The sequence below is a fragment of the Burkholderia pyrrocinia genome, from assembly GCF_018417535.1.
Taxonomy (GTDB): Bacteria; Pseudomonadota; Gammaproteobacteria; order Burkholderiales; family Burkholderiaceae; genus Burkholderia; species Burkholderia pyrrocinia_E.
In genome coordinates, this window is record NZ_CP070977.1 from 2,593,778 (window position 1) to 2,606,870 (window position 13,093).

At 67.7% G+C, this 13,093-nt stretch carries 14 protein-coding genes; 10 read left to right on the forward strand and 4 right to left on the reverse strand.

Going from position 1 to position 13,093, the window contains the following annotated elements:
* Positions 1 to 102: 102 nt before the first annotated feature.
* The 3 genes from gcvA to ettA all read left to right on the forward strand — a co-directional run bounded on the left by gcvA (position 103) and on the right by ettA (position 3,283).
* Entirely contained in the window at positions 103 to 1,020 is a 918-nt protein-coding gene (gcvA, locus tag JYG32_RS12040; protein ID WP_174382026.1) for a transcriptional regulator GcvA, read from the forward strand.
* A gap of 102 nt (positions 1,021 to 1,122) precedes the next feature.
* A complete protein-coding gene (locus JYG32_RS12045) occupies positions 1,123 to 1,431 on the forward strand; it encodes a DUF3761 domain-containing protein (protein ID WP_174382025.1) in 309 nt (102 codons plus the stop codon).
* Between the two features lie 184 nt (positions 1,432 to 1,615).
* Positions 1,616 to 3,283, forward strand: coding sequence for an energy-dependent translational throttle protein EttA (gene ettA / locus JYG32_RS12050; protein ID WP_174382024.1), 1,668 nt, complete (start codon positions 1,616 to 1,618; stop codon positions 3,281 to 3,283).
* A 135-nt stretch (positions 3,284 to 3,418) separates the two neighbouring features.
* Here the strand turns inward: ettA and JYG32_RS12055 are convergent, their stop codons facing one another.
* From JYG32_RS12055 to JYG32_RS12070, 4 genes are read right to left on the reverse strand one after another with little or no spacing between them, the layout of a single operon-like run.
* Positions 3,419 to 4,042, reverse strand: a complete 624-nt coding sequence (locus JYG32_RS12055; RefSeq protein ID WP_174382023.1) for an HAD family hydrolase — start codon at positions 4,040 to 4,042, stop codon at positions 3,419 to 3,421.
* Positions 4,039 to 4,590, reverse strand: a complete 552-nt coding sequence (locus JYG32_RS12060) for a cysteine hydrolase family protein (protein ID WP_213263664.1) — start codon at positions 4,588 to 4,590, stop codon at positions 4,039 to 4,041. The genes JYG32_RS12055 and JYG32_RS12060 overlap by 4 nt, the downstream gene beginning before the upstream one ends.
* 57 nt (positions 4,591 to 4,647) lie before the next feature.
* On the reverse strand, positions 4,648 to 6,462 hold the full coding sequence (locus JYG32_RS12065; RefSeq protein WP_213263665.1) for an aminopeptidase P family protein: 1,815 nt from the start codon (positions 6,460 to 6,462) through the stop codon (positions 4,648 to 4,650).
* Between the two features lie 18 nt (positions 6,463 to 6,480).
* Complete coding sequence (locus JYG32_RS12070; protein ID WP_174379435.1) at positions 6,481 to 6,735, reverse strand: hypothetical protein; 255 nt, start codon at positions 6,733 to 6,735, stop codon at positions 6,481 to 6,483.
* A 170-nt stretch (positions 6,736 to 6,905) separates the two neighbouring features.
* Here JYG32_RS12070 and JYG32_RS12075 point away from each other — a divergent pair, with 170 nt between their 5' ends.
* From JYG32_RS12075 to JYG32_RS12105, 7 genes are all read left to right on the forward strand, one after another.
* Positions 6,906 to 7,667, forward strand: coding sequence for a response regulator transcription factor (locus tag JYG32_RS12075; RefSeq protein ID WP_174379434.1), 762 nt, complete (start codon positions 6,906 to 6,908; stop codon positions 7,665 to 7,667).
* 26 nt (positions 7,668 to 7,693) lie between these two features.
* Positions 7,694 to 8,992 carry a glutamyl-tRNA reductase gene (gene hemA, locus JYG32_RS12080; RefSeq protein ID WP_213263666.1) on the forward strand — a complete coding sequence of 433 codons (1,299 nt, stop codon included), beginning with the start codon at positions 7,694 to 7,696 and terminating at the stop codon, positions 8,990 to 8,992.
* Between the two features lie 82 nt (positions 8,993 to 9,074).
* Complete coding sequence (gene prfA / locus JYG32_RS12085; RefSeq protein WP_174379432.1) at positions 9,075 to 10,157, forward strand: peptide chain release factor 1; 1,083 nt, start codon at positions 9,075 to 9,077, stop codon at positions 10,155 to 10,157.
* A 7-nt stretch (positions 10,158 to 10,164) separates the two neighbouring features.
* On the forward strand, positions 10,165 to 11,007 hold the full coding sequence (gene prmC / locus JYG32_RS12090; RefSeq protein ID WP_174379431.1) for a peptide chain release factor N(5)-glutamine methyltransferase: 843 nt from the start codon (positions 10,165 to 10,167) through the stop codon (positions 11,005 to 11,007).
* A 67-nt stretch (positions 11,008 to 11,074) separates the two neighbouring features.
* Entirely contained in the window at positions 11,075 to 11,386 is a 312-nt protein-coding gene (gene grxD / locus JYG32_RS12095; protein WP_006753626.1) for a Grx4 family monothiol glutaredoxin, read from the forward strand.
* A 24-nt stretch (positions 11,387 to 11,410) separates the two neighbouring features.
* Positions 11,411 to 12,007 carry a UbiX family flavin prenyltransferase gene (locus tag JYG32_RS12100; RefSeq protein WP_213263667.1) on the forward strand — a complete coding sequence of 199 codons (597 nt, stop codon included), beginning with the start codon at positions 11,411 to 11,413 and terminating at the stop codon, positions 12,005 to 12,007.
* A 209-nt stretch (positions 12,008 to 12,216) separates the two neighbouring features.
* The gene (locus tag JYG32_RS12105; protein WP_213263668.1) at positions 12,217 to 13,008 is read left to right on the forward strand and encodes a DODA-type extradiol aromatic ring-opening family dioxygenase; all 792 of its coding nucleotides are present in this window, start codon (positions 12,217 to 12,219) and stop codon (positions 13,006 to 13,008) included.
* The last annotated feature ends 85 nt before the right edge of the window (positions 13,009 to 13,093 follow it).

Consider the following 13,093-nt stretch of genomic DNA (forward strand, 5'->3'; position numbering starts at 1 on the left):
CGCAAGGCAGCCGCGAAGAATGCGATCCGATGCGACAACGGTACTCGCGCGTACGCGTCGCCTCAAACGATATTTCGTCGACCTTTCGCTTTAGAAAAACTAATGAATCGTTCCCGCCTGCCGCCACTCAACGCGCTGCGAGCATTCGAAGCGGCCGCCCGCCACCTGTCGGTGAAGTCGGCGGCCGAGGAACTGTCGGTCACGCCCGGCGCGGTGAGCCAGATGATCCGCACGCTCGAGACGCATCTCGGCGTGCAACTGTTCGAGCGCGTCAACCGCGGCATCCTGCTGACGGCCGCCGGCCGCGACTACCTGCCGCCGGTGCGCAACGCGTTCCGGCAGATCGCCGATGCGTCGCAGCGTGTGTCGGGCACCGCCGACAGCGGCGTGCTGACGGTGAGCGTCACGCCGTTCTTCGCGTCCGCGTGGCTCGTACCGCGCCTCGCGCAATTCCGGTACGCCTGCCCGGACGTCGACCTGCAGATCGTCACGAGCCACGCACTCGCGGATTTCGCGCGCGACGGCGTCGACGTCGCGATCCGGCATGGCCTCGGGCGCTACATCGGGCTGTGCAGCGAGCGCCTGCTGACGGTGGAGATCGTCGCACTCGCGTCGCCCGAACTCGTCGCGCGGCTCGGCATGCCGGCGACGCCGGCCGATCTCGTCGGCTGGCCGCACCTGCACGACGCCGAGCGCAAGGGCTGGCACATCTGGTTCGGCGCGCAGCGGATCGACGATTTCGGCCCGCCGCGCGGCCCCGCGTTCGACGACTCGGGCCTGCTGCTGCAGGCGATCGTCGCCGGCCAGGGCGCCGGGCTGCTGCCGGCCGCGATGGTGCGCGGCGAGCTCGAAAGCGGCCGGCTCGTGCAACTCGCCGACGTCGCGTGGCTCGATGATTTCGCGTACTACCTCGTCTATCCGCCGCATCACGCGGAACGGCCGAAGGTCGCCGCGTTCCGCCGGTGGATTCTCGACGCCGCGCAGGCCGACGGCGCGGCATCGATGTCCGGCGCGGCGTAGCGTCACGCCACTGCGCGGCGCCGGCGCCGATTCGCAGTCGATCGGCTAACATGCGGCGCGGGCCATCGGCCCGACATCGATAACAACAGACCGAGAGAGACCATGCCTGCCCTGCTCCGCCGCGCGACGCACGTTGCGACCCTGTCGATCGCGCTCTTCGTCGCCTGCGCTGCCGTGCCCCCTTCCGCGCATGCGTACCGCGCGCCACCCGGCTACGGCAACGAAGCCGATCTCGACCGTCACGACACGTATCGCAACCGCGACGGCGAAACCGTGCATGCGCCCGCGCATTCGAAATCGGGCCGCGTGCCCGAAGGTGCAAGCGCGCGCTGCCGCGACGGCACGTACAGCTTCAGCCGCCACCGGCGCGGCACGTGCTCGGGACACGGCGGCGTCGCCGCGTGGCTGTGAACGCCGCGCGCCCGAATGCCTGCGCTGCGCCAGCGACACCCGGCGGCGAAGTACAATACGCGCTCGCGCCGCCGACACGCGGCGACGCCGCCGCGCCTTGCGCGGCACGCTCCATACCGAATCACCCGACGACGCCACGCCAGCGCGCTGCGCGACCGTCTCAACTTCTGACTTTCACACCCAAATGGCCCAATACGTTTTCACGATGAACCGGGTCGGCAAGATCGTGCCGCCCAAGCGTCAGATCCTGAAGGACATTTCGCTGTCGTTCTTTCCCGGCGCGAAGATCGGCGTGCTCGGCCTGAACGGCTCGGGCAAGTCGACGCTGATCCGCATCATGGCGGGCGTCGACAAGGACATCGAAGGCGAAGCGACGCCGATGCCGAACCTGAACATCGGCTACCTGCCGCAGGAACCGCAGCTCGACCCGACGAAGACGGTTCGCGAAGCCGTCGAGGACGGCCTCGGCGACCTGTTCCAGGCCAACAAGAAGCTTGAGGAAATCTACGCGGCGTATGCCGAGCCGGACGCCGACTTCGACGCGCTCGCAGCCGAACAGGCGAAGTACGAGGCGATCCTCGCATCGAGCGACGGCGGCAGCCCCGAGCAGCAGCTCGAAGTGGCCGCCGACGCGCTGCGCCTGCCGCCGTGGGACGCGAAGATCGAGCACCTGTCGGGCGGCGAAAAGCGCCGCGTCGCGCTGTGCAAGCTGTTGCTCGAAAAGCCCGACATGCTGCTGCTCGACGAACCGACCAACCACCTCGACGCCGAATCGGTCGACTGGCTCGAGCAATTCCTGGTGCGCTTCCCGGGCACCGTCGTCGCCGTCACGCACGATCGTTACTTCCTCGACAACGCGGCCGAGTGGATTCTCGAACTCGACCGCGGCCACGGCATTCCGTGGAAGGGCAACTACAGCAGCTGGCTCGACCAGAAGGAAGAGCGCCTGAAGCAGGAAGAAGCGTCGGAATCGGCGCGCCAGAAGGCGATCAAGAAGGAACTGGAGTGGGTGCGCCAGAACCCGAAGGGCCGTCAGGCGAAGTCGAAGGCGCGTATCGCGCGCTTCGAGGAGCTGAACAGCCAGGAATACCAGAAGCGCAACGAAACGCAGGAAATCTTCATTCCGGTCGGCGACCGCCTCGGCAATGAAGTGATCGAGTTCAAGAACGTCAGCAAGGCGTTCGGCGACCGCCTGCTGATCGACAACCTGAACCTGAAGATCCCGGCCGGCGCGATCGTTGGCATCATCGGCCCGAACGGCGCCGGCAAGTCGACGCTGTTCCGGATGCTGACGGGCAAGGAGCAGCCGGATTCGGGCGAAGTCGTGATGGGCCCGACGGTGAAGCTCGCGTATGTCGACCAGAGCCGCGACGCGCTCGACGGCGCGAAGACGGTGTTCGAGGAAATCTCGGGCGGCGCCGACGTGCTGACGGTCGGCAAGTACGAAACGCCGTCGCGCGCGTACATCGGCCGCTTCAACTTCAAGGGCGGCGATCAACAGAAGATCGTCGGCAACCTGTCCGGCGGCGAACGCGGCCGCCTGCACCTCGCGAAGACGCTGATCTCGGGCGGCAACGTGCTGCTGCTCGACGAACCGTCGAACGACCTCGACGTCGAAACGCTGCGCGCGCTGGAAGACGCGCTGCTCGAATTCGCGGGCTCGGTGATGGTGATCTCGCACGATCGCTGGTTCCTCGACCGGATCGCGACGCACATCCTCGCGTTCGAAGGCGATTCGCAGGTCACGTTCTTCGACGGCAACTACCAGGAGTACGAAGCCGACAAGCGCGCGCGCCTCGGCGAAGAAGCCGCGAAGCCGCACCGACTGCGCTACAAGCCGATCAGCCGCTGACCGGCGCGGCCCGGGCGCCCGGCACTGCGGCAACGCGGAGCCGGATGCCGAAGGTGGCCGCTTCCGGATCGGCAAAACGACAAAGCGGGCCCGTGGCCCGCTTTTTTTATCCGCCGGGCGCTCGTCCGCTGCTTGTTATGCGAGCGCGCCCAGTTCGCGCAGCCGCGCCTCGGTCTGCGCCGCGCTCGTGTGATGGATGCCGTGCCAGCCAAGTGCCGTCGCGGCCGCGGCGTTCTTCGCGTTGTCGTCGATGAATACGAGCTCGTGCGGCGCGATGCCCGGCAGGTGCGGTTCGATCCGCGCCTGCATCTCGCGGTAGATCGCCGGATCGGGTTTCACGAGCTTCACGCGGCCCGACACGACGATGTCCTTGAACCGCCGCAGGACCGGGAAGTTGTCCCACGCGTACGGAAACGTCTGCGCGGACCAGTTCGTCAGCCCGAACAGCGGCATCCCCTGCGCGTCGAGCCGGTCGACGAGCGCGGCGCCTTCGTCGAGCACGCCGCCGATCATCTCGTGCCAGCGCGCGTAGAACGCGCGGATCAGCGTCTCGTGCGCCGGAAACTTCGCGACGAGCTCGGCCGTGCCTTCCTCGATCGTCTGCCCGCCGTCCTGGCGGACCACCCAATCCATCGCGCAAACGTGCGTGAGAAACCAGCGACGCTCGGCGTCGTCGGGAATCAGTTGCCGGTAAAGGTAGTCGGGGCTCCAGTCGATCAGCACACCGCCGAAATCGAACACCACGGCCTTGATCGTCATGCGAACTCCGTCGCAAGCACGTCGGCGAGCGGCCGCGGTGTCACCGCGTTGCCCGACAGCGAATTGTTTTGCCAGACGAAGTGGTGATGCGCGACGATCTGCGCGGCCGACAGGTGCGCGCGCTCGTTCGTCGTATGCAGGTCGGACACGACGGTCGTCCGGTAGCCGAGCAGCGCCGCGCGGCGCGCGGCCGAATCGACGCAGAACTCGGTCGCATAGCCGCAGATCAGCACCGAACGGATGCCGTGGCGCTCGAGCTGCGCCGCGAGCGGCGTGCCGTGGAACGAATCGCTCACCTGCTTGCGCACGCGCCAGTCGTCGCTCCCGACGACCAGCCCCGCATGCAGCTCCCAGCCCGACGTGCCGGGCACGATGTCGTCGTCCGCATCGCCGTCGTGCTGCACGAAGCACACGGGCGCGTTCGCCGCGCGTGCCGCCGCCGTCAACCGGTTGATGCCCGACACGACCTCGTCGAGCCGGTACGCGGGCTGCGCCCGCTCCACTAGCCCGCGCTGCATGTCGACCACGATCACTGCGGTGTCCGCCATGTGTTGCCCTCGCTGTTGTCGTTCGGCCGGCGTCCGGCCGTTATCGCACGTCGCGTCTCAGATCGGCTGCGTGCGCGCGTCGAGCCACGCCTTTGCAGCACCGCTCAGATGCCGGCCGACACGCTCGCGCACCGTCGCGTGATACGTGTTCAGCCACGCGCGCTCTTCGTCATGCAGCATCTCGATCAGCACGCAGCGCGTGTCGATCGGGCACAGCGTCAGCGTCTCGAACGCAAGGAAATCGCCGAACTCGGTGTGCCCGGCCGCGCGGTTCACGACCAGGTTCTCGATCCGGATGCCCCACTGGCCGGGCCGGTACACGCCCGGTTCGATCGACGTGATCATGCCCTCTTCCATCGCAGTGTGCGGCTCGGCCGGTGCGTAGTGCGAGATGACCTGCGGGCCTTCGTGCACGTTCAGGAAGTAACCGACGCCATGCCCCGTGCCGTGGCCGTAGTCGAGCCCGGCTGCCCACATCGGCGCACGGGCGATCGCGTCGAGCATCGGCGAACGGATGCCGCGCGGGAAGCGTGCGCGCGACAGCGCCATCATCGACTTCAGCACGATCGTGAAATCGCGCCGCTGCAGGTCGCTGACGGTACCGACCGGCACGACGCGCGTGATGTCGGTCGTGCCCGTCACGTACTGGCCGCCCGAATCGATCAGCAACAGGCCGTCGCCGGCGATCGTCGCGTGCGACTCGGGCGTTGCGTGGTAATGCGGCATCGCGCCGTTCGCGTTGAAGCCGGCGATCGTCGCGAAGCTCGGCGACACATAACCGGGGCGCCGTGCGCGCGCGGCCGTGAGTTTCTCGTCGATCGTCAGCTCGGTGATCGTCTCGCGGTTCACGGCCTGCTCGAACCATGTGAAGAATTCCGCGAGCGCGGCGCCGTCGTGCTCCATCGTCACGCGCACGTGCTCGATCTCGGCGGACGTCTTGCGCGACTTCGCGAACGTCGAAGGATTCACGGCCTCGACGAGCTTCACGCCGGCCGGCACGGCCTCGAGCGTGCCGAACGTCACGCGGCGCGGGTCGACCAGCAGCGTCGCGCCATCGGGCAACGCCGCGAGCGACGCGCGCGCGGCGTCGTATGCACGGACGTCGACGCCGTCCTGCGCAAGCGACGCGGCCAGCGCCGGCGACACCTTGCCGTCGGCGACGAACAGCGTCGCGCGATCGGCGCCGATCATTGCGTGCGCAACGAACACGGGATTGAAGTTGACGTCGGCACCGCGCAGGTTGAACAGCCACGCGAGGTCGTCGAGCGTCGACACGAAATGCCACTGCGCGCCCTGCGCGCGCATCGCGCGGCGCACTTCGGCCAGCTTGCTCGCGCGCGTCGTGTCGGCCTGCGGCGCCGCGTGCTCGAACACCGCGTCGCCGGGCAGCCCCGGCCGCTCGGGCCAGATCGCGTCGAGCAGGTCGAGATCGGTGCGCAGCGCGATGCCGCGCGCGCTCAGTGCGGCCGTCAGCCCGCGCGCGGCCGCGACGCCGAGCACGGCGCCGTCGACGCCGACCGTCGCGCCCGCCGCCACGTTCTGCGCGAGCCAGTCGACGTGCGGCGCGCTCTGCTGCCCGCCCGTCATCTTCATCAACTGCACGCCCGTGCCGGCCAATTCGGCATCGGCCTGCACCCAGTAGCGGCTGTCGACCCACAGCCCCGCGAAATCCGCGGTTACAACCAGCGTGCCGACCGAGCCCGTGAAGCCGGACAGCCAGCGGCGGGCCTGCCAGCGCTCGGGCAGGTATTCGGACAGATGGGGATCGGCGGACGGCACGAGATAGGCGGCCAGGTCCTCGCGGACCATCGCGCCGCGCAGCAGCGCGAGGCGGGCCGGTACCGGCGAGACTTCGGGAAGACGGGCATTCATGATTTCACCTGAGAGCAATCACCGACGGGCCGACAGCGCGACCGTCACGGCTACGGCGAGGAACGCGACACCGGTACAGACCGGCCATTCGAGCGTCTCGCCATCGTAAAACAGTCCCGAGAGATTGCCGGCCATGCGGGCGGCAGCCGCGCCCACGACGCCGACGAGCACCGCGATCCACCACGCCGGCCGGCCCGTGCGCCGCATCGGGTGCAGCCATCGGCCGAACAGCCCGACGGCTGCTCCCAGGACAAGGATTCCAAACCAGTTCATTCGACGCCTCGATAAATTCGGATTCGTCCCATAGGCGTGAACGTTGCCAGCGGCTAGCATCGATTCATCCATCGAACCCGAGACCAGCCGGGTGCCGCGAACATTCGAGTGTAGGGGCCGACTCGACGTTATGGCAAGCGCGCACCAGCTGCCGTATTGAAGAAATTCTCATGCGAATCGCTCTGATCGATCCGGAGGCGCGCCATGCCGCACTCTTGAACCGCCTGCTCTTCGCGGGCGGTCACGTGTGCCACGCGTTTCCGTCCAGCACCGCGTTCTTCGAGTGGCTCGCCACCGACACCTGCGACATGCTGATCACCGGCAACTGGGCCGGCGACCAGCCGGCCGAGGAAGTCATACCGCGCGCGCAGACGATCCTGCCCGGGCTGCCGGCGATCGCCGTGATGCAATTGCCGCGCGAAAGCGAAATCGTATCGTGCCTGCACGCGGGCGCCGACGATTGCCTCGTGCGCCCCGTGAGCGGGCCCGAGCTGCTCGCGCGCGTCAACGCGCTGAGCCGGCGTGCCGGCGTGCGCCGGCCGCCGACCCGCTCGCGCGAAATGTATGGCGAATACGCTTTCGACGCCACGCACTGCCTTGTGCGCTTCGGCAACGCAATCGTTTCACTGACGCCCAAGGAGTTCCGCTTCGCGCAGTTGCTGTTCGCGAACCTGTCGCGCCCCGTGTCGCGCGCCCATATCCTCGAAACGGTGTGGGCGCGCCGCCGCGACATGAAGTCGCGCACGCTCGACACGCATGCGTCCCGGCTGCGCAGCAAATTGCAGTTGCTTCCGGAGCGTGGCTACCGCCTGTTGCCGCTTTACGGCTACGGCTATCAGCTCGACCGCGTGCCGATCGAGCCCCCAAATTCCCGGCCCCGCCACGCCGATGCCCGGTATGCGACGAGTGAGGAAATCGCTGAAACGCTATAATATGAGGCTAAACGATAGCCCTCGATATGCAACTCCTCACGATCGGAATCAATCACCACACTGCGCCTGTCGCCCTGCGCGAACGCGTGGCGTTTCCGCTCGAGCAAATCAAGCCGGCTCTCGTCACGTTCAAAAACGTGTTTCTCGGGCCCCAGGCGCCCAATACGCCCGAAGCGGCGATCCTCTCCACCTGCAACCGCACCGAACTGTATTGCGCGACCGATGATCGCGCGGCACGCGAAGGCGCAGTCCGCTGGCTGTCGGAGTATCACCGGATTTCGGTCGACGAGCTCGCGCCGCACGTGTATGCGCTGCCGCAGTCGGAAGCGGTCCGTCACGCATTCCGCGTCGCATCCGGCCTCGATTCGATGGTGCTCGGCGAAACGCAGATTCTGGGCCAGATGAAGGACGCCGTGCGCACCGCGACGGAAGCCGGCGCGCTCGGTACCTATCTGAACCAGTTGTTCCAGCGCACGTTCGCGGTGGCGAAGGAAGTGCGCGGCACGACCGAGATCGGCACGCAGTCGGTATCGATGGCCGCCGCCGCCGTTCGCCTCGCGCAGCGGATCTTCGAAAAGGTGTCCGACCAGCGCGTGCTGTTCATCGGCGCCGGCGAGATGATCGAGCTGTGCGCGACGCACTTCGCCGCTCAAGGCCCGCGCGAACTCGTCGTCGCGAACCGCACGGCCGAACGCGGCCAGCGGCTCGCCGAACGCTTCAACGGCCGCGCGATGCCGCTCGCAGATCTGCCGGCCCGCATGCAGGAATTCGACATCATCGTGTCGTGCACGGCGTCGACGCTGCCGATCATCGGCCTCGGCGCAATCGAGCGCGCGGTGAAGGCGCGCCGCCACCGGCCGATCTTCATGGTCGACCTCGCGGTGCCGCGCGATATCGAGCCGGAAGTCGGCAAGCTGAAGGACGTGTTCCTCTACACCGTCGACGATCTCGGCGCGATCGTGCGCGAAGGCAACGCATCGCGCCAGGCCGCGGTCGCGCAGGCCGAGGCGATCATCGAGACGCGCGTGCAGAATTTCATGCAATGGCTCGACACGCGCAGCGTCGTGCCGGTGATCCGTCACATGCATACGCAGGCCGACGCGCTGCGCCGTGCCGAAGTCGACAAGGCGCAGAAGCTGCTCGCGCGCGGCGACGATCCGGCCGCCGTGCTCGAAGCGCTGTCGCAGGCGCTGACCAACAAGCTGATCCACGGCCCGACGAGCGCGCTCAACCGCGTGAACGGCGCCGATCGCGAATCGCTGATCGACCTGATGCGCGGCTTCTACCAGCACGCGCCGCGCTCGAACGACCAGTCCGGCCACTAGCGCCGGCCGGTCGCCCTGCCGTCGGCCGCGAGCCGGCCTATCCTTTCCGAATACCCTTGCCCCGGGAGCGCCGCTCCACACCATGAAGACGAGCATGCAACGCAAGCTCGACCAGCTATCCACACGGCTGGCCGAACTGAACGACCTGCTGAGCCGCGAAAACGTCACGGCCGATCTCGACCAGTACCGCAAGCTGACCCGCGAACATGCGGAACTCGGTCCGGTCGTCGAGCAGTACGCACTGTGGCGCCAGTCGCGCAGCGACGAGACGGCCGCGCAGGAACTGGTCACCGATCCGTCGATGCGTGATTTCGCCGAAGACGAGATCCGCAGCGCACGCGAGAGCATGGCCCGCCTCGAGATCGAACTGCAGAAGATGCTGCTGCCGAAGGATCCGAACGACGACCGCAACATCTTCCTCGAAATCCGCGCGGGCACGGGCGGCGACGAATCGGCGCTGTTCGCGGGCGACCTGTTGCGCATGTACCTGCGCTTCGCGGAACGCCAGCGCTGGCAGGTCGAGATGATGTCGGAGAGCGCGTCGGATCTCGGCGGCTACAAGGAAGTGATCGTGCGGATCGCGGGCCAGGGCGCGTATTCGCGCCTGAAGTTCGAATCGGGCGGCCATCGCGTGCAGCGCGTGCCGGCGACCGAGACGCAGGGGCGCATCCATACGTCCGCATGCACGGTCGCGGTGATGCCGGAAGCCGACGAGATCGGCGAGGTCGAGATCAATCCGGCCGACCTGCGGATCGACACGTTCCGCGCGTCCGGCGCGGGCGGCCAGCACATCAACAAGACCGATTCGGCGGTGCGCGTCACGCACATCCCGACCGGGATCGTCGTCGAATGCCAGGACGACCGTTCGCAGCACAAGAACAAGGATCGCGCGCTGAAGGTGCTCGCCGCGCGCATCAAGGACAAGCAGTATCACGAGCAGCACGCGAAGGAAGCGGCGACGCGCAAGAGCCTGATCGGCTCCGGCGACCGCTCGGAGCGAATCCGCACGTACAACTTCCCGCAAGGCCGGATGACCGATCACCGGATCAACCTGACGCTGTACCGGCTCGAGGCGATCATGGACGGCGATCTCGACGAACTGATCGGCGTGCTCGTCAGCGAGCACCAGGCCGAACTGCTCGCGTCGCTCGGCGACGCCGACTGAGGCCGCGATGCCCGACACCACCGCCGACGAATTGCTGCGCGCGTCGCCGCTCGACGCGGTCGATGCGCGCGTGCTGCTCGCGCACGCGCTCGGCTGGACCCGCACGCAACTGATCACGCGCGGCGACGCGCCGCTCGACGCTGCCGCGGTCGAACGCTATCGCGCGCTCGAAGCGCGCCGCATGGCCGGCGAGCCCGTCGCGCAGCTCGTCGGGATGCGCGAATTCTTCGGCCGGCCGTTCGACGTGACGCCCGACGTGCTGATCCCGCGCCCTGAAACCGAACTGCTCGTCGAAGCCGCGCTCGATGCAATCGACGGGCTGCCGTATCCGGCCGTACTCGATCTCGGTACCGGCAGCGGCGCGATCGCCGTGTCGATCGCCGCCGAGCGCCCCGATGCACGCGTGTGGGCGCTCGACCGTTCGCCGGCCGCGCTCGCAGTCGCGCAACGCAACGCGGACAAGCTGCTCGACACGCACCGCCCCGGCGGCCCGCTGCACTGGCTGCAGAGCGACTGGTATGCGGCGCTCGATCCGGCGCTCGCATTCGACACGATCGTCAGCAACCCGCCGTACATCGCGCAGCACGATCCGCACCTCGCGCAGGGCGACCTGCGTTTCGAGCCGCGCGGCGCACTCACCGACGACGCCGACGGCCTCAGCGCGATCCGCACGATCGTCGCGGGCGCCGGCGCCCACCTGAAACCGGGCGGCACGCTCTGGATCGAGCACGGCTACGACCAGGCCGAGGCCGTCCGCACGGTGCTGTCGTCGCACGGCTTCACCGCGGTCGAATCGCTCGCCGATCTGGCCGCGATCGAACGCACGACCGGCGGCCGCCTGCCGGGCTGATGCCCGGCCCGCCCGGTTGAAATCCGCTATCATTTCGATCTAACGCCCCGCAAACGCAAGGTCAGTCATGGACACCCAACAACGTATCAAGCAAATCGTCGACGAAAACCAGGTCGTGCTCTTCATGAAGGGCAACGCGCAATTCCCGATGTGCGGCTTCTCCGGCCGTGCCGTGCAGGTGCTGAAAGCCTGCGGCGTTGACCAGTTCAAGACGGTCAACGTGCTCGAGGACGACGAGATCCGCCAGGGCATCAAGGAATTCTCGAACTGGCCGACCATTCCGCAGCTCTATGTGAAGGGCGAATTCGTCGGCGGCTCGGACATCATGATGGAGATGTACCAGTCGGGCGAGCTGCAGCAACTGTTCGCCGCCGCGTAACGCGCCCCACCCGCGCCCCTTTCGATGGCATCTCCCAGCGCGCCGCCACGCCGGCTGATCGTCGCGATCACCGGCGCCACCGGCGCGATCTACGGTGTGCGGCTGCTCGACCTGCTGCGCGCCGCCGGCGGCGTCGAAACGCACCTGCTGATTTCGAACGCCGGCTGGCTCAACATCCAGCATGAACTGAAGCTGCCGAAGGCCGATGTCGAAAGCCGTGCGGACGTCGTGCACCCGGTGCGCGACGTCGGCGCGACGATCGCGTCGGGCTCGTTCGCGACCGACGGGATGGTGATCGCGCCATGCTCGATGAAGACGCTCGCGAGCGTCGCGCACGGGCTGTCCGACAACCTGATCACGCGCGCGGCCGACGTCACGCTGAAGGAACGTCGCCGTCTCGTGCTGATGGTGCGCGAAACGCCGTTCAACCTCGCGCATCTGCGCAACATGACCGCCGTCACCGAAATGGGCGGCATCGTCTTTCCGCCGTTGCCCGCGTTCTACGCAATGCCGGAGACGATCGAGGAACTCGTCGACCAGACCGTCATGCGCGTGCTCGACCTGTTCGCGCTCAGCGCGCCGCTGACTACACCATGGGCCGGCATCCGGCACGCGCAGTAAGCCGACCGCCGCGCCCGCTCTTCGCGCATCTTCGCCGATTCCTCTGGCAACTCATCCGATTTCACGCGTACCGCCCCCTACCCGCGTCAATGCGCGTTGCATCTCACCGATTATCAACAAACGAGAGTCAATCAAATTCCAGGGCGCGGATTTATCAATGCGCGGTGCACGCCTATAGTCACAGGCAAACCCTTTTGCAGGCCACCACCATGAACCGCTTGCCTTCGCTGTACCTGTCCCACGGCGCCCCGACGCTGCCGATCGACCCGACGCTGCCGTCCGGTGCGTTCACGCACCTCGGCGCCGAATTGCCGCGCCCGCGCGCGGTACTGATGCTGTCCGCGCACTGGGGCACGCAACAGCCGGTCGCGAGCGTCGCCGCGCACCCGGAAACGATCCACGACTTCTACGGCTTTCCGCGCGCGCTGTACGAGATCCGCTATCCGGCGCCGGGCGCCCCCGACGTCGCCGAGCGTGCGGCCGCGCTGCTGAACGCGGCCGGCATCGCGACCGCGACGACCGAGCACGGGCTCGACCACGGCGCGTGGGTGCCGATGCTGCTGATGTTCCCGGAGGCCGACGTGCCCGTCGCGCAGTTGTCGATCCAGCCGCGCGCGGATGCGGCCCACCACTTCGCACTCGGCCGCGCGCTGCGGCCGCTGCGCGACGAAGGCGTGATGGTGATCGGCTCGGGCCAGATCACGCACAACCTGCGTGCCGCCGACTTCGGCGCGGCACCCGAGGATGCGGACCCGCGCGTCGCGGAATTCACCGACTGGTTCGAAGCGAAGCTCGCCGCGCGCGACGTCGACGCGCTGCTCGACTACCGCCGGCAGGCACCGCATGCGGCGCTGATGCACCCGACCGACGAGCATCTGCTGCCGGTGTTCACGGCGCTCGGCGCGGCGGACGACGACTACCAGCTCGGCATCCAGTCGCTCGGCACCTATCAGCGCGTGCTCGCGATGACGAACTACGTGTTCGCGAGCGCGGCCGGCTGAATTCCGCGAGACAACCGGCGACAACCAACAAAAAGCCCGCCCGAGCATCGCTCGGGCGGGCTTTGTTTGCTGCTTCCTGCCGCCG